Origin of the sequence: Haloglycomyces albus DSM 45210, assembly GCF_000527155.1 — a bacterium.
GTDB lineage: Bacteria > Actinomycetota > Actinomycetes > Mycobacteriales > Micromonosporaceae > Haloglycomyces > Haloglycomyces albus.
This window is the reverse complement of record NZ_AZUQ01000001.1, coordinates 2,756,567-2,773,679: the sequence shown is the minus strand read 5'-3', so window position 1 is coordinate 2,773,679 and position 17,113 is coordinate 2,756,567. Positions and strand designations below refer to the sequence as shown.

The following is a 17,113-nucleotide window of genomic DNA, read 5'->3' as shown; positions in this document are numbered from 1 at the left end:
AGGTCACTGGGTTGCACAGAGCGGATGACCGGGCTCGAACCGGCGACCTACACCTTGGCAAGGTGTCGCGCTACCAGCTGCGCTACATCCGCCTACCGCACAATGCGACGAATGCCCGTTAACGGGCTCTTCCTTTCGCCGCGGCGACAAAGAAAACTGTACCTTGCTTTGCCACGGGCTACTACACCGGGGTGGGGTTTTGGATTCGCCTAGGTCACAGCCGTTGACTTCTGGCAGAATCTTCACGTGACTCAAACTATCGACGAACGCATCGCGACAGAACTGTCGATCGATGCGCAGCAAGTAAAATCAACGATTGCACTCTTGGACGACGGAGCGACCGTTCCATTCGTAGCGCGCTATCGCAAGGAAGCCACCGGAGGTTTGAGCGATGAACAATTGCGCCACTTGGCCGAACGACTCGAATACCTACGCGAGCTCGACTCCAGACGCGACACGATTAAGGCAGCTCTGAAAGAGCAGGACAAACTGACCGATGAATTGGAAGCCCAACTTAACTCCGCCGATACTAAAGCCCGTCTCGAAGACCTGTACGCCCCTTACAAGAAGAAGCGCCGCACCAAGGCACAGATCGCCCGTGAGGCGGGACTAGAGCCTCTCGCCGACGCTTTGCTGGGGAACCCCGACCTAAATCCGGAATCGGAAGCGGCAACGTACCTCAATTCCGAAGCAGGCATTGACGACGCCGCCGCTGCTCTGAACGGAGCACGTGCGATCCTCACCGAACGATTCAGTGAGGATGCCGATCTCATCGGGCAGCTCCGTGAAAAAATGTGGACGAGTGGGCGCTTGGTCGCAGCAGTGCGCGACGGCTGCGAAGAAAAGGGCGCCAAGTTCAGCGATTACTTCGATTTTTCGGAATCCTTCACCACCTTGCCGTCCCATCGCCTCTTGGCCATGATGCGCGGCGAAAAGGAGGAGATTCTTTCACTCAATCTCATGCCCGACGGAGACGACGAGACCGCTTCCTCGTTCCGCAGTGACATCGCACGGGCGTTTGAGATTCAAGATGCGGGTCGACCCGCCGATTCCTGGCTACTCGGTTGCGTCTCCTGGGCATGGCGTACCCGTATTCTCGTGAAGCTGTCGGTGGATATCCGTATGCGGCTATGGCAACGCGCGGAAGAGGAAGCCGTCGGTGTCTTCGGCACCAACCTAAAGGATCTCCTGTTGGCGGCTCCGGCGGGCGAACGAGCCGTCATGGGGCTCGACCCGGCGTATCGTACGGGGGTGAAGGTCGCAGTGGTGTCCGGCACGGGTGCGGTTCTGGACACGGCGGCGGTGTATCCCCATAAGCCACAGGGCCGTTGGGAGGAAGCACTGACCACGCTTGGCAGTTTGGTGAAGAAGCACAACGTTGAGCTCGTCGCCATCGGCAATGGGACCGCGTCGCGGGAGACCGACCGCTTGGCGGCCGATCTCGTCAAATTGGTGGAACCGTTCGCCTCGGTATCCAAGTTGGTCGTCAGTGAGGCGGGGGCGTCGGTTTATTCGGCATCAGCCTATGCCACGCAAGAACTACCCGATATGGACGTCTCCTTGCGCGGCGCGGTATCGATCGCACGTCGCCTTCAGGACCCGTTGGCCGAGCTGGTGAAAATCGATCCCAAACACATCGGCGTCGGCCAGTATCAGCACGATATTACCGGTTCCAAGCTGTCCCGGTCCCTGGAAGCGGTCGTAGAAGACGCCGTCAACGGGGTCGGAGTCGAAGTCAATACCGCGTCCGCGCCCTTGTTGACTCAGGTATCCGGTCTCAGTGAATCAGTGGCCAAGAACATCATCGCCTGGCGTGATGAGAACGGCCCGTTCAACGATCGTCGCCAACTGCTTGAGGTGCCGCGTTTGGGCCCAAAGGCCTATGAGCAGGCCGCTGGATTCCTGCGGATCCTTAACGGTCGCAACCCATTGGATTCGTCAGCGGTCCACCCGGAGGCGTACCCGGTCGTGGAGCGGATCGCGACGGCTTCCGGAAAGGAGGTCGGCGAACTGATCGGCGATACCGCTACACTGAAATCGCTACGCCCCAATGATTTCGCCGATAGCACCTTTGGCGTGCCCACGGTTGTGGACATCTTGGCGGAGCTGGACAAACCCGGGCGCGACCCGCGACCCGAGTTCAAGGCGGCGGCTTTTAAGGAAGGCGTGGAGACCGTTTCCGACGTCAAACCGGGTATGGTTTTGGAAGGTCAGGTCACGAACGTCGCCGCCTTCGGCGCCTTCGTCGATGTCGGTGTCCACCAGGACGGCTTGGTCCACATCTCCATGATGGCCAACCGTTTCGTCTCCGATCCGCGCGAGATCGTCAAGTCCGGCGACATCGTTCAGGTCAAGGTGATCGATGTGGACATCGCGCGCAACCGAATCTCGTTGTCCATGCGGTTGGACGACGAGGCCAAGGCCGACCAAGGTGGCAACGCACCGGCCTCCGGTCAAAAGTCGCCGTCAAAACAGAAACGGCAACGCCAGTCCGAAGGCGGTGCCATGGCGGAGGCGCTAAAACGGGCCGGACTGGCCTAGTACACGGTTCGCAGCTGTAACAGGACACGCATGCGGTGGCCGATACCGACCGATCGAGGAGGTGGGCGATGATTCGCGATCGCCTGGGTGACTTCATAGTGGCCACAGTCGTGTCGGTCGTCATCGTGACATGGACGGCGCTCGAGCCACGCGTCGGTGGTTACGTGGACGATCAACCGGGCCTGTACGAACCGATCGCCTGGATCTGTTTGGCCATCGCATGTCTTGTCCTGTATTTTCGCAGTTCATTCCCAGTGACGGTTCTTATCGTTACGACACTGTGCAACACCGTGTACTACCCGGCCTCCGGTATTGACGGTCCAGTGGCGTTGACGTTCATCATCGCGCTGTATACGAGCGCGTCGCGCGGATATCTCTGGACGTCGATCACCATCACCGCGGTTCCGCTGACGTTGGCGTTCTTCGGACAAATGGCCACCGGATTTCGGCACGTCGATCCGCTCAATATGTTCCTGCTGGCAGGTTGGTTCGTCGCCATCATCGCCGTCGGCGGCATGGTGCACAAGAACCGGCAGTATCGTAGTGAAGCCGAAGCGCGCATTGCGGCCGCCCATGAAACGGCGGTGAACAAGGAGCGCCTGCGTATCGCCCGCGAATTGCACGACGCGGTGGGGCATCACCTGTCGGTCATTCGCGTGCAAAGCGTGGCGGCGCAACGCAAGCTCAGCAAACGTCCGGATCATTCGCCTGCCGACACACTCGAATTGGTGGCCCAAACCAGTCAACACGCACTTCAGGAACTGCGCTCGATCGTCGGAGTACTCCGATCGGACGAGGACGGTACGTCGCAGCAGGGTCTGGCACAGATCCGTGGCATGGTGGGCGCAGCCGAAAGTGCCGGTTTGACGACAGCACTGGAGTTCGACGATCTACCGGACATTCCATCTGAACTGGAACAGAACATCTTCAGGGTCACCCAGGAAGCCATTACGAACGTGGTCCGCCACGCCCATGCCTCGCTTATGACGGTCGTTCTACGCGGGCAGGGCGATCATATATCGGTAACCGTCACCGATGACGGTGTCGGGGGCGTAGTACACGAAGGCAATGGGATCACCGGGCTGCGCGAAAGAGTGCAAAACTGGGGAGGAACGGTTGTCATCCGAAACCGCCAATCCGGCGGCACCATTGTGGAGGTCACGTGGCCACTGAAGCGCTGAATCCCGTAAGAGTCGTCATTGCCGACGACCAAACGCTGGTACGGGCCGGTTTTTCGTCGATCTTGGAAGACGAGGACGACATCGAGATCGTCGGTCAGGCCGATACCGGCCAGTCGGCTCTCAACGCCGCCCGACGGTGGATGCCCGACGTCATATTGATGGATATCCGCATGCCGGGTACCGATGGTCTGACCGCCACCGAAATCATCAGCGCCGACAGGGAGTTGGACGAGGTCAAAGTGGTGATTCTGACCACCTTCAGCGAAGACGATTACGTCTACCGCGCCCTGCGTGCCGGAGCAAGCGGATTCCTCCTCAAGGACATCGATCCCGACGACCTGGCCGGAGCCGTACGCGTCGTCGCCGCTGGAGACGCACTGATTTCGCCCGCCATCACCCGCAAGGTGATCAGCGAATTCGCCCAACAGGTACGCCGTCCCGAACCCGCTGAAAACCTCAATGTGCTCACCGGCCGCGAGCGCGAGGTCTTGCGTTTGGTGGCGGCCGGTTTGTCGAATCGGGAGTTGGCGGAACATCTGTATATTTCTCCGGCTACCGCCAAGACGCACGTGTCGCGGGTGATGCAGAAGTTGGGGGCGCGCGATCGTGCTCAGTTGGTGGTCATGGGCTATGAGTCGGGTCTGGTGACTCCGGGGTGGGCGCGGGGTGAGGATCGCGACCGTTAGTTGGTCTACTCCCCCGGTTGTACGTTGCCGTTGGTGTACGACCGGGGTGGTCGGTGGATTGCCCGCCTTGGGCCGATGCCGGGTGGTGCGTGGTGGACCAAGCTGGAACCCATGATGACAGGTGCTATTTCTTCTCGTTCCTCCTCGCCTCTGGTGCGGGTTTCGGCGTGGACGCGGCGGTGTCCGTGGTGGGCTTTGGTAGCGTGGCTGGCGATTCTGGGTGGTTTGTTGGCCGCTGCGACCTCGGTCGGTTCGGCGTTTGAGGATGACCATTCGCTTCCCGGTTCGCAGTCGCAGGAGTTGTCCGATCGTTTGGAAGAGATCGATACCGGGTTCGACTCGGATGAGGTCAGGATTGTTTTTGAGGCCGCTGGTGGGATTGATTCTCAGGAATCGGCTATTGCGAGTCTTCTGAGGGAGGTGGAGTCTCTCCCTGGGGTCGCCGGGGTGGATTCACCGTTTGAGGTTCCCGGTGCGGTCAGCGAGGACGGCACGATCGCCTATGCCACAGCCCAGTGGGACGGTTCGAACGCGCAGGCTCTGGATCTGCTGGATCAGGTGGAAGGGGCCTCGGATGACGATGTGACGGCCGTGGCCGGCGGTGACGTGATCTCTGAGGTTCAGGAGGATGAAGCCGGCGGTAGTGCTGAGGGTGTCGGGATGACGGCGGCCTTGGTGATTCTGGTGGTCATGTTCGGTTCGTTTGTGGCGGCGGGGATGCCGCTGATTACGGCTGTCTTCGCGGTGGGGAGCGCGTATGGCGTGATGGCGTTGGTGTCGAACGTGATCGTATTGCCGACGTATTTGCCGCCGAACATGTTTTTGGTGGGCTTGGGTGTCGGTATCGATTACGCGTTGTTGATCTTTGCTCGATATCGTTCGGAGATTCAGAACGGCCTGGATCGGGCCGAGGCCACTGATAAAGCCATCGATACCGCTGGGCGTTCGGTGCTGTTCGCCGGTTCGGTGGTCATGGTGGCTCTCTTGGGGCTGTGGGCGACCGGTCTGGCAGCTTTGCAGGGTGTCGCTTTGGGCGTGTCGGTCACGGTTCTGTTGACCATGATCGCGTCGGTGACCTTGCTTCCGTCGCTGTTGACTTTGTTCGGCAAGCGTTTGGAGAAGAATGCTCATCGGCGGGCGGCGAAGGGGCGTCGACAGGAGAACTCACGGTGGTGGGGTTGGTCTCGATTCATTGAGCGGCACGCTGTGGCCGCCTCGGTCGGTGTCGGCGTGGTGTTGCTGGTGCTCGCGTCGCCGATCATGAATCTGCGTCTGGGTTTCGCCGATGCCGGAAGTGATGCGGACGGTCTTCCCACCCGGGAGGCATACGATCTGATGGCCGAGGGTTTCGGTCCGGGAGCGAACGGCCCGTTGATGATCTCCACCGAAGGTTCGCGTGAGGACGCGGAGGCGACGGTCGGTGCGATGGAAGAGCTGTCCGCGGTGGAGTCGGTGTCCCCCGCGGTGGAACTGGACGACGGGTTCTGGCTGTCGACGGCGATTCCCGTCGAAGGGCCGAATGCCGACGAAACGATCGATCTGGTGCATCAGCTGCGCGACGACGCCCTCGCTGAGGCTCCGGGTGACCATCTGGTCGGTGGTATGACGACCGCCGCGATCGACTACAACGAGGCGATCCGCGATTCGGCGGCGGTGTTTCTGCTCTTCGTCGTCGGCCTGACGTTTGTCATTCTGCTGTTGGTGTTCCGGTCGGTGCTCATTCCTCTGAAGGCGGCGCTTTTGAACGTCGTGATGATCGCCGCCTCGCTGGGTGTGGTTTCAGTGATCTTCCAGCGGGGGTGGTTTGGAATCGAGCCGGGTCCGGTGGAGAGTTTCGTACCGATTATGTTGTTCGCCATCGTTTTCGGACTGTCGATGGACTACGAGGTTTTCCTGGTGTCACGGATGCGTGAGGAGTGGGTTCGTTCGCGAGACGCTTCGTACGCAGTGCGTAAAGGACTGGTGTCGACCGGTTCGGTCGTGACGGCGGCGGCGACGATCATGATCGCGGTGTTCGCCTCCTTCGTCCTGTCCGACGTGCGGATGATGCAGCAGTTCGGTATCGGTATGGCCGTGGCGATTTTCCTGGACGCGTTCGTGATTCGTTCCTTCGCCATGCCGGCGATCATGCGGCTGTTCGGAGCTCGCGCCTGGTGGATTCCCCGCTGGCTGGACCGCTTTCTACCTCGGGTGACGGTTGAGGAAGAGCAGGCGGAGACGCAGCGGAAACCTCGCGTACCGGCTTCACTGAGTTAATCTGTTCGGGGTGAACGCAATGGGCGTTCACCCCTTTTTGTGCCTGTCGACACATTTTCGGTTTTTCTGTCACGTTTTCGCGTGCCGCCTCGTCCACTGGGTATGAGCGAACAACAACGGGCTTGGAACACCGACGAACTCGTAGCCGAGTATCAGGAGTTGCGACCGCGACTCATTGGAGTCGCCTATGGACTCCTGGGAACGCTTCCCGAGGCGGAGGATGCCGTCCAAGAAGCATGGATACGGCTGCAGGGCACGAACACCGACGCCATCGAGGACGTGACCGGCTGGTTGGTCACCACCACTTCGCGGCTGGCTCTGGATACTCTCCGCTCGGCGCGTCGGCAACGCGAGAACTACATCGGTCCGTGGCTACCCGAACCGGTGGAGACCGGGTCGGACCCGGCCGAGCGGGCCACCCTGGCCGATTCGCTCTCCTGGGCCATGTTGGTGGTTCTCGAAACACTAACCCCGTCCGAACGCGCCGCCTTCGTCCTGCACGACGTGTTCTCGGTTCCGTTCGACGAGGTCGGTACGGCACTCGGGCGCAGTCCACAGGCCTGCCGCAAACTGGCCGCTCGCGCTCGACAACACGTACGAGAGAGGAAACCTCGCTTCGACGTGGACCCCGGGGATCATCGCGAGGTCGTGGAAGCCTTTGGAAGCGCCATGACCGACGGCGACCTGCAACGACTTTTGCAACTACTCGATCCGGACGCGGTGCTCATCTCCGACGGTGGCGGTCTCGTACAGGCGGCACTCAATCCCATCCTGGGACACGACAAAATCGCCCGTTTCCTGGCGGGAGTTCGCCCTATCGACGACCACTTTTCCCTCCGGCACACCATCATCAATGGCAACCCGGCTCTGGTCGTGTTTTCCACCGAGCACACCGAAACGGTATTCACCCTCGGTATCCGCAACGGACGCATCCGGACGATCGACGCCGTCCGCAACCCCCACAAATTTCACGGACTGTCCCACAGCCAGAACTAGAACAAGGAAGGAAACCTCATGGAAGCACGTATGGACATTTACACCAATACGATCGGGAAGAAATTCATAGGAGGGCTCGTCCAGGCAAATACGGCCATCTCAGGGAATGCTTTGCCGCAGAGCATCGCGGAATTGGTGAAAATCCGAGCCAGCCAGATCAACGGATGCAGCTTCTGCCTCGACATGCACACCAAGGACGCCTTGGCAGCCGGTGAAGACCAGAAGCGCGTGATCATGGTAGGAGCGTGGAAAGAAGCGAACTGCTTCACCGAAGCTGAACGGGTTGCGCTGCGGTTCACCGAAGCGATCACTCGTATCACCGACGATAGGGACCACGTGGACGACGAACTGTGGGCAGAGGTAACCAAACACTTCGACGAGGACGCGATTGCCGAGCTGGTAGGCAACGCCGCCCTCATCAACGCCTTCAACCGCATAAACGCCGCGCTCCACGCACCCGGCGGCGACTACGTTCCCGGCCAGTTCGATTAAGGAAACCGCGTGGCCCCGTCACTACGACGGGGCCACATGTTCGTCGCTATTACCGGACCATGTTCACTGAGATCGCGACCAGGCAGAACGGGTGGCCGGAAGGTTCGGCATATGTTCGGCAACGGTCATTCAACTCGCTGCGACACTCGGCTCCCCAGGAGACGCACCGTTCATATTCGACATCCAGATCTTCGACTCGGACATCCAAGTGCACCTGTTGCGGGACTGCGGAATCGGGCCACATCGGTGCGACATGGCCGGGCGCTCGCGGGTAGACCGGTTCCACGTCGTTGGGACTCGTGCCTACCATCACCCAATCGGCCTCGTCGTGAATCCAAACCGTCGAAAGCAATCCCTCATAGAACCCGGCCAATCGATCCGGGTCAGCGGTATCGACGACAATTCCGTGCAACTGTGCACTCAGAGCAGCTCTCCTATCCGCGAGCGCCCTATCAGGTGTGGACCTGATCGCCGTCTAGCGCGGGAGTAGTCGTGACAGCCCTGCGGCGGCCGGGCATGCGCTGCGGCCAGCGGATCGCATTGACCGCGAAGCGGCACACCAGCTCCTTGTAGTGGGCGCCCGCTCTTCCCGTCAGGAATCCGCGGCGGGGACGGTCGTCCCAGGTGACGAACTGGATGAGCGACTCTTTGCGACCCAGGCTGATCGCCTGGTGGACGTAGCCCAGCGGAAGGCATCGGGGCTTGCGGCCGGTCAGCCGCGCCGTGATCGCGCCGGCCGCCTGCCAGGCCTGCGGGACGCCCGCGCCGCAGCGCATCAGGCTGACTTGGCCTCGGGGTCCGGGAGCGCAGGCGCTGTCGCCGATGGCGTAAACGTCCGGGTGCGATGTGGACTGCATGGTCTCGTCCACCTTAATCCGCCCGTCGGCATCGGTCTCGAGGGCCGTGCCTTCCGCGAGTGTGGAGGCAGTGAACCCGGTGCACCAGACCGTGGTCGCCCCGGTCTCGCCCGGGTCGACTACTCGGTTCTCTTCGAGCGTGATCCCCAGCTTCGCGACCACTTGGCGCAGGTGCCGCCTCGCTCCGGGTGCCAACCAGTCACCGAGTTCGCCCGCCGTGGCCAGCGTGACCGCCAGGCCCGGCCGCGTCTCGGCGATCTCGGTGGCCGCTTCGAGGCCCGTCAGTCCGCCGCCGACGACGGGCACGCGCTCGCCATCGCCCAGACTCGACAGCCTCTTGCGCAGCCGCAGCGCCCCGGGGTAGTCAGCGACGCTGTACGTGCCCTCAGGAGTTCGGCCGAAGCTTCCGAGGGAGTAGATCAACGTATCGTAGCGGAGTTCGCCCGTCTCGGTAGCGACTTTCTTGTCCTCCACGTCCAGTCCCGTCACACGGTCGATACGTAGGCGGACCCCGGTGCCGGCGAACAGCTCGTCGAGCCGGTGGACCAGCAAGTCCTGTCCGGCGGCGATCTGGTGCAGGCGCACGCGTTCCACGAAGTCGGGTTCGGCGTTGACGAGCGTGACCTCGACGTCCTCCCGGCGCAGTCGACGGGCGATCCGCGAGGCGGCGTGGGCGCCCGAGTATCCGGCTCCGAGTACGACGATGCGGTGTTTCATGGTTCCTCCTCGGTTCTTGTCGCTCCCTGAACCGGGCGGCCGCGAAAAACCTGACACGTCCTCAGAGCGATGTGGGTCACTCGAAACTGTGCAGCGGCTCCCCGTGGTCGAAGCTGTTCCACGCGCGTTCGAAGGCGGTAAGTTTGCCCGGGTTGACCGCGTCGTGGATCGCCGAGACGGATCCGCCCTCGAAGCTGAAGGCGATCACGCCCACAACCTTCTCGCCGACGGTGATGGCCAGCGACGGCGTGCCGTTGGCGTAGGTGAAGTACAGGTCCGGCAGTCCGCCGATCATCTCCAGCTGACGCTGCGACGGGCGGAACAGACCGGTGATCAGCTTGGCGACGCGCTCGGCACCCAGCACCGGCTTGCGGGCGGCGGTCACGACGCCTCCACCGTCGCCGATCACCACCGCGTCGGAGGTCAGCAGGGCGACCAGCGTTTCAGTGTCGCCGCTAGAGGCGGCCTTGAGGAACTCCTTGATGATCCGCTCGGCCGCGTCTCGGTCCACCTCCGCTGACCTTTTGGCGTCCGCCAGGTGGCGCTTGGCGCGGCTGAACAGCTGCTGCGAGTTGGCCGTCGAAATCTCCAGGATCTCGGCTATCTCCGTGTGGGAGTGAGAGAAGGACTCCTTGAGAACGAAGACCGCTCGCTCCTGCGGAGTCAGCTTCTCCAGCAGATACAGGACGGCAAGCGAGACCGACTCCCGCTGCTCCGCCGTCTCGAGGGGGCCCACTACAGGGTCGCCGTCAAGCACCGGTTCGGGAAGCCACTGGCCTATGTACTCCTCGCGGCGTGCGCGTGCCGACGTCAGGGAGTTGAGGCAGATGTTGGTGAGCACCTTGGTGAGCCAGGCAGCCGGCACCCGGATGCTTTCTCGGTCGGCTCTCGCCCAGCGCAGATACGTCTCCTGCACGGCGTCTTCGGATTCCGAGACGGCGCCGAGCATGCGGTAGGCGATGGCGAGCAGACGCGGGCGCGCAGACTCGAAGTCCTCCAGGGTGCCCATATGCAAGAGCCTACTACGGCGAAGCCGCACGGGCCCATGGCTTCGCGCACGGTTCAGAGTCGGCTCAAGCTGTCGCGATTCGGACAGAAACCACTGCCTGTCAAGGAATCGAATCGACCTCGCCGGTTCTTATTCTGAGCAGACGGTGGTAGCCGAGCACGACGTCACCCTCCGGTTCCTGCAGGGCAGACCGAAAACCGTGCTGGACGTTCTCACGATCGCCGGATTCGACCGGCCGCGCGCCACACCTCACCACCGCAGCCGGAATGGTCGTTGAATTCGATTTGGGATAATTGCAGGCATGCCCACACTCCCAGAGCTGCCGATCAATCAGGTCTTGACCGACCTGTCCACCGCCGTGGACCGCCACTCCTCAGCCATCCTGGCCGCTCCTCCCGGTACCGGAAAAACCACCGTTGCGCCACTCGCCCTTGCCGGACTGCTCGATGACGAGGAACCGTCACGCCGAGTCGTGGTCGCCGAACCGCGCCGCCTCGCGGCGAGATCCGCCGCGCAGCGTATGGCCGCTATTCTGGGCGAACCCGTCGGAGAGACGGTCGGCTATCGAATCCGCGGTGAAACTCGTCGGTCCCAGAAGACACGTATCGAGGTCGTCACGACGGGGGTCCTTGTCAACCAGCTTCTCGCCGATCCCGAACTACCCGACGTCGACGCGGTCATGCTCGACGAATGCCATGAACGGCACATCGAAACCGATACCGCCGCCGCGTTCATCGCCGAGTCCCGCGCGATCCTCCGGCCTGAGCTGGCGTTCATCGCCGCCTCCGCCACCGCCGACGTCGACCTATGGCGCGTCCTGCTCCCTGAAGCGCCCGTTATCGAAACCGAACCACTCGACCACCCCGTCGATATCCACTGGACACCTCCCGCCCATCGTGACCGGCCTCTCGGAGACAAGGGCGTCTCACCGCGATTTCTCGCCCACGTCACCGGCGTCATCGAGCGTGCCCACGCCACCGACACCGGCGATATCCTCTGTTTCCTCCCCGGCACGGCGGAAATCAACCGAGTGGCCGGACGCCTGGACCTCCATGATACCGAGGTGCTGGCCCTGCACGGTTCCGTTCCCACAGCGGAGCAGAACGACGCGATGCTCCCACGCGAGCGCCGTCGCGTCATTCTCGCCACCGACATAGCCGAATCCAGTGTGACCGTTCCGGGGGTTCGCATCGTGGTCGACGCGGGGTTGGCACGCCGACCGTTCATCGATCACGCTCGGGGCTTGCCGGGGCTCGCAACGATTCCGGCGCCGCGTTCGTCCACGGCCCAACGTGCCGGTCGAGCCGGACGGGAAGGGCCAGGTGTGGTGTGGCGCTGCTGGTCGGAAGCCGAGGATGTTCGTCGGCCCGCCCACGCCAAACCCGACATCGAGACCATCGATCTCACCGCATTCGCCCTCCAGGTTCTCTGCTGGGGTACGCCTGTCGATCGACTGCCCTTGTCAACCCCGCCGCCGAAGGGCGCATGGCAGGCGGCACTGGAAACACTGACTTCCCTGTCCGCCATCGATGCGCGGTGCCACGTGACAGCCCGTGGTAGAGAAATGCCTCGGTTCGGCGTCCACCCGCGTCTGGCGCGGGCGCTACTGGACGGTGCTGCATATGTAGGGACCCGCCAGGCAGCGGAGGTCACGGCCTTGCTGGCCTTGGATCGCCGTGGGCGCGGCGACGATTTGCTGCAGGAATGGAAGCGACTTCGCACTCAGGGCGACCGGCAATGGCGCAAGGAAGTCAAGCGTTTGTCGACCAAGGTTCCACGGATAGACGGAACCACCAGCGACGACGAGGCCGCCGCCATCATCACTGCTTTGGCTTTTCCCGAACGCGTCGCTCGGAGGAGGGAATCCGGCAGTGACCAGTCGTCTCGTCAATGGCTTACCGTCTCCGGTACGGGGGCAACCGTGACGCCCGGGTCGCCCCTGTCCGATCATCGTTGGCTGGCCATCGCCGAAGCCACTCGAGCCCGGGGATCGGCGACGGCGCTCATCAGGTCGGCGGTTCCCATCGACGGAGACGTCGCCTGCGAACTGGTCGGGGTGGCCGAACGTGCGGAGGTGGTTTGGGACCGCGAGCGCGGGGACGTTCGTGCTCGGCGAGTACGCACAGTGGGGGCCGTTGAGTTGGAGTCGGTTCCGCTCGCTCAACCGGATGAGGATCTGGTGCGGACGGCTCTGGAGGAGGGCCTGCGCCGCGAGGGCCTGGACCTTCTTCGGTGGAATGAGGGGGCGGTGCGTTTGCGGCAGCGGATGGCGTTTTGCCATGAGCAGCTGGGGAGTCCTTGGCCGTGTGTGGACGATATAAGCCTGGTCGATTCCACCGATTGGTTGGAGCCGTGGTGGTCGCATTGTCGGCGGCGTGGCGATGTGGAGGCGATCGACGTCGCGGCGGCCTTGCGGAATCTCTTGCCGTGGCAGGTTCGGCTTGACGATGTTGCTCCCGAATGGATCACCGTTCCGAGTGGACGTCGGGTTCGGGTCGATTATGGGCAGGAGTGGCCGGTGGTGGCGGTCAAGCTACAGGAGATGTTCGGGGCCACCGAAACACCGCTGATCGCGGGGGTTGGCGTATCGCTGCATTTGTTGAATCCGGCGGGTCGTCCGGTGGCGATCACGTCCGATCTCGCTTCGTTTTGGGAGGGTCCTTATCAGGAGGTTCGTAAGGACATGCGGGGCCGCTACCCGAAACATCCGTGGCCGGAGGACCCGTTTTCGGTTCCGGCCACGGCTAAAACGAAGCATCGTCTCGACTTACCGTTGTGATCGCGGAGTCGGTCGTGTGGCCGAACCGTGGCTCAGATGCCGCAGCAGCACCTCCATCGGGCCCTGCAGATTCCGCCGTCGCATCCATTCAGCACCAATCAATGTGATCAACCATACGCCTGTGGCGCAGACGATCGCCATGAGGAGTGGACTGTCGGTGCGTTGGGGTAGTGCCAGGGTGAATGACGCGGCCAGAAGCAGCCAGGCTATTGATTGAAAGAGATAGGCGGAGAGGGATCGCCGTCCTAGTGCACTCAGCGATCGCACGATCGGTCCGGTGCTGCGTTTCCGTTCGATTCGACCGGCGACCAGGGTTAGGAGCGCGAGGTATCCGATGGCGCCGAAACTGCCGGTCACCTCGTAAAGCATGCGGGCCCAGTCGGCCGCGGCACTATTGGTGTGCCAGAGGTCGGCGCTGAGTAGTGCCATTGGCAACGCTCCGGCCATCGATAGCGTCAGTCCTATGGTGACGGCAGTCCATAGGAGCCGTCGGTACTGCTCCGGGTGTTCGAGGATGCCGTTCCGGGCCGCCCATACGCCGATCCACACGTGGAAGATCAGGGCGGTCAGGATGAGGGTGTGAACGGGCCATTCAGTGAGCCGTTCGGATACCGCGGAAAGATAGTCCGGCGCGCTAGCCGACGGGAACAGGCTGTAGGGTGTCGCAGCGTCGATCGCAGCGGATTGGGATTGTTCGACAGAGGTGAGCACGGCATAGACGGCGGCACAGAGCCCCACCACGCCGAGGTAACAGGGTGCGAGGCGGTGGAAGCGCTCGCCACGGTTCATGAGCACGACGACGAACAGCAGTCCCAGGATTCCGTACGCGCCGAGAAAATCGCCCGCATAGAGCAGGGTTCCGTGAACGGCGCCGAACAGGACCAGCCATATGCTGCGTCGGGTGAGTGTGCGGCGGATAGTGCGGTGATCGTCGCCTCTCCGCTGCCGGTGGCGTATGAAGAGCACCAGACTGTAGCCGAAGACGAGAACGAATACCGGAAATGAACGGGCGTGAACCAGGAGGGTGAGTACGGCGTTCATTCCCCGTTCCATACCTTCGGGGTCGGCTTCGAGGCCGGGTGTGCGTGCAAGAAAGATGCCTGCGGAGTTGGCGATGGCGATACACAGAAGCATGATTCCGCGTGCCAGGTCCGGGGTTAGAACTCGCGGTTTTTTCGGTGACTCGGGGTGGATGTTCAATTTTTGGGCTGGTATTGGCGGCGAACGACGGGGCATTTCGTCGGCCGGGTGTACATGTTCGGTCATGAGAACTCCCGTATCAACACTTACTATCTCTGAGAAACTATATCATAGATATTAATTATTGTGCGATACTCGAATCAGGCCGCATCAACCAGCTAAAGGACGGACATGACTGAAGACATCCCGGATGGAATCGCCCGCCTATGGCGAATACCCACTGAAAGCCGTCGGGGTCGCCCCGCTCGACTTAACGTCGACACGGTCATCTCCACAGCGGTAGAACTGGCCGATCGCGAGGGCATAGAAACGGTCACCTTGCCGAAGGTCAGCGATAAGCTCGGAGTTACCAAAATGTCGCTCTACCGCTATGTGGGTTCGAAGGACGAGCTGGTGACCCTCATGCAGGACTACGCTTATGGACCCGCACCGCACGTAGAAACGGACTCATGGAAAACGGGCTTGCGGGAATGGGTATGGGCGCAGATTCGGCTCTTCGAGAGGCATCCGTGGCTGGTGCGACTGCCGGTAACCGGTCCACCCGAGGGCCCTCATGGAATCGATTGGTTGGATACAGCTTTGAGGCACTTGAGTCAGACATCGTTGAGTCTGCCGGATCAACTTGCAGTAACCGTTTTGTTGAGTGGTTTCGTGCGGAACTCCGTACAGACGATGCACGACATGGACGGTAAACGCCACACCGACGGCGTCGACCTCGCAGAGTCGGAACGGCGCTGGGTGACGGCGATGAGTACCTTGGTCAATTCGCAGCGCTACCCCTATGCCTCCCAAATCTTCGATACCATGGCGCTCCCCGAGAGCACTGCGGACGACGAAAGATACTCGGAACTGGAATTCGGATTGAATGTACTTCTCAACGGCCTCGCGGCCACTATCAACAGCGGCACGGTCAGCGAGCGCTAACCCGCGACCGTGATCCGTCCCCGGCACGCGATGTCGTGGTTATTGAGAAGGAATAGTGACTTTTCGTAGATTCTCCACCGTCGCCCGTACGGTCTCCAGCTGGTGGCGTACCGCCTGCGGACCGGTCGACCCTGGTGTCGTGCGGGCGGCCAGAGCACCGTCGACGGTCAGCACCTCCCGCACCGAAGCGTCGAGGTGTTCGCTGAGGCCGACCAACTGTTCGTCGCTGAGCTCGTGCAGTTCGATTCCGTGTGATTCGCATTCGGCCACACACGCACCCGCGACCTCGTGGGCCGTGCGGAAGGGAATTCCCTTGCGTACCAGCCAATCGGCAATCTCGGTTGCCAAGCTGAAGCCTTTGGGGGCGGCCTGCCGGGGAACGTCGGGGTGGAAGGTGGCCGTCGCGACCATTCCCGTCACGGCCGGAAGCAGTAGCTCCAGGTTGTCGAGAGAGTCGAAAAGGGGTTCCTTGTCTTCCTGGAGATCCTTGTTATAGGCGAAGGGGAGCCCTTTCAACGCCGTCACGAGCGAGTTGAGATTACCCACCAGGCGACCCGACTTGCCGCGAGCCAATTCGGCGACGTCGGGGTTCTTCTTCTGCGGCATGATGCTGGATCCGGTGGAAAAGGCATCGTCCACAGTGACCCAGCCGAACTCCTGACTGGACCAGAGAATGAACTCCTCCCCTAGGCGAGACAGGTGTAGGCCGATTTGTGCGCACACAAAGGCCAGTTCAACGGCGAAGTCCCGATCGGCGACGGCGTCGATCGAGTTGGGGGCCGACGTAGTGAAACCCAATTCCTCCGCCACCGCTTCGGGATCGAGAGGCAATGACGAACCGGACAGTGCCCCGGAACCAAGTGGGCACACGGCGGCACGCCGGTCCCAATCGGCGAGTCGGTCGAGATCCCGCAGTAGGCCTTGGGCGTGAGCGAGAAGCTGATGGCCCAGGGTCACCGGCTGAGCGTGTTGCAGGTGTGTCATGCCGGGAGCGGGGTCGTGGAGGTGCTTTTCGGCCTGATCGGCAAGCGCTTCGACCAGTTCGGTGAGCTTGGCGGTGAGTGAGGCGGCCGCATCGCGGGCGTATAGGCGGAGGTCGGTGGCGACCTGGTCGTTGCGGCTGCGTCCGGCCCGTAGTTTTCCGCCGAGCGTCCCGAGCCGTTCGACCAGTCCGCGTTCCAGAGCGGTGTGGACGTCTTCATCCCCCGTTTGGGGTTGGAAAACGCCGGTGGCGATGTCGTCGGCCAGGGCATCGAGGGCACCGAGCAATTCGGTGAGTTCGGCATCGGTGAGCAGGCGGGCCCGGTGCAGCACTCGCGCGTGGGCTTGGGAGGCTCGAATGTCGTATGGCGCGAGTCGCCAGTCGAAGCCGATGGAGTCGTTGAGTTGCTGCAATGCTTGCGCCGGGCCGCCGGTGAAGCGGCCTCCCCAGAGTGCGGTCATCGTTCGGTCCTTCTGCCTTGAGTTCGGTGTTG

Annotated in this window: 13 protein-coding genes and 1 tRNA gene; 8 read left to right on the top strand and 6 right to left on the bottom strand. The window is 62.2% G+C overall.

Annotated features, from left to right (window positions below; genetic code table 11):
• Positions 1-19 precede the first annotated feature (19 nt).
• A tRNA-Gly gene (locus HALAL_RS0112785) sits at positions 20-92 on the bottom strand.
• Between the two features lie 154 nt (positions 93-246).
• Between HALAL_RS0112785 and HALAL_RS0112780 the strand changes: the two genes are divergently transcribed.
• From HALAL_RS0112780 to HALAL_RS0112755, 6 genes are all read left to right on the top strand, one after another.
• Positions 247-2,541: a Tex family protein gene (locus HALAL_RS0112780; protein ID WP_025274377.1), complete on the top strand. Its 2,295-nt coding sequence runs from the start codon at positions 247-249 to the stop codon at positions 2,539-2,541.
• 68 nt (positions 2,542-2,609) lie between these two features.
• Positions 2,610-3,722, top strand: coding sequence for a sensor histidine kinase (locus HALAL_RS0112775; RefSeq protein WP_025274376.1), 1,113 nt, complete (start codon positions 2,610-2,612; stop codon positions 3,720-3,722).
• Positions 3,704-4,408, top strand: coding sequence for a response regulator (locus HALAL_RS0112770; protein WP_025274375.1), 705 nt, complete (start codon positions 3,704-3,706; stop codon positions 4,406-4,408). The genes HALAL_RS0112775 and HALAL_RS0112770 overlap by 19 nt, the downstream gene beginning before the upstream one ends.
• 111 nt (positions 4,409-4,519) lie before the next feature.
• Positions 4,520-6,664 (top strand): MMPL family transporter, encoded by a 2,145-nt coding sequence (locus HALAL_RS0112765; protein ID WP_051463086.1) that lies wholly within the window; start codon positions 4,520-4,522, stop codon positions 6,662-6,664.
• 102 nt (positions 6,665-6,766) lie between these two features.
• Positions 6,767-7,660, top strand: a complete 894-nt coding sequence (sigJ, locus tag HALAL_RS0112760) for an RNA polymerase sigma factor SigJ (protein ID WP_025274373.1) — start codon at positions 6,767-6,769, stop codon at positions 7,658-7,660.
• A gap of 18 nt (positions 7,661-7,678) precedes the next feature.
• Positions 7,679-8,152: a carboxymuconolactone decarboxylase family protein gene (locus HALAL_RS0112755; RefSeq protein WP_025274372.1), complete on the top strand. Its 474-nt coding sequence runs from the start codon at positions 7,679-7,681 to the stop codon at positions 8,150-8,152.
• 49 nt (positions 8,153-8,201) lie between these two features.
• On the opposite strand, the gene HALAL_RS19500 is transcribed toward HALAL_RS0112755, so the two are convergent.
• The 3 genes from HALAL_RS19500 to sigJ (HALAL_RS0112740) form a co-directional block, all read right to left on the bottom strand.
• Positions 8,202-8,564: a VOC family protein gene (locus HALAL_RS19500; protein ID WP_051462948.1), complete on the bottom strand. Its 363-nt coding sequence runs from the start codon at positions 8,562-8,564 to the stop codon at positions 8,202-8,204.
• A gap of 40 nt (positions 8,565-8,604) precedes the next feature.
• Positions 8,605-9,726, bottom strand: coding sequence for an NAD(P)/FAD-dependent oxidoreductase (locus tag HALAL_RS0112745; RefSeq protein WP_025274370.1), 1,122 nt, complete (start codon positions 9,724-9,726; stop codon positions 8,605-8,607).
• 76 nt (positions 9,727-9,802) lie between these two features.
• The gene (gene sigJ / locus HALAL_RS0112740) at positions 9,803-10,735 is read right to left on the bottom strand and encodes an RNA polymerase sigma factor SigJ (RefSeq protein ID WP_029767911.1); all 933 of its coding nucleotides are present in this window, start codon (positions 10,733-10,735) and stop codon (positions 9,803-9,805) included.
• Positions 10,736-11,036: 301 nt separating this feature from the next.
• Here sigJ (HALAL_RS0112740) and hrpB point away from each other — a divergent pair, with 301 nt between their 5' ends.
• Entirely contained in the window at positions 11,037-13,514 is a 2,478-nt protein-coding gene (gene hrpB, locus HALAL_RS0112735; protein WP_025274368.1) for an ATP-dependent helicase HrpB, read from the top strand.
• Here hrpB and HALAL_RS0112730 read toward each other — a convergent pair.
• The gene (locus HALAL_RS0112730; RefSeq protein WP_025274367.1) at positions 13,503-14,780 is read right to left on the bottom strand and encodes a DUF418 domain-containing protein; all 1,278 of its coding nucleotides are present in this window, start codon (positions 14,778-14,780) and stop codon (positions 13,503-13,505) included. The genes hrpB and HALAL_RS0112730 overlap by 12 nt on opposite strands.
• A 105-nt stretch (positions 14,781-14,885) precedes the next feature.
• Between HALAL_RS0112730 and HALAL_RS0112725 the strand changes: the two genes are divergently transcribed.
• Entirely contained in the window at positions 14,886-15,638 is a 753-nt protein-coding gene (locus HALAL_RS0112725; RefSeq protein ID WP_051462946.1) for a TetR/AcrR family transcriptional regulator, read from the top strand.
• Between the two features lie 39 nt (positions 15,639-15,677).
• On the opposite strand, the gene argH is transcribed toward HALAL_RS0112725, so the two are convergent.
• Positions 15,678-17,081, bottom strand: a complete 1,404-nt coding sequence (gene argH, locus HALAL_RS0112720) for an argininosuccinate lyase (RefSeq protein WP_025274365.1) — start codon at positions 17,079-17,081, stop codon at positions 15,678-15,680.
• Positions 17,082-17,113: the final 32 nt, after the last annotated feature.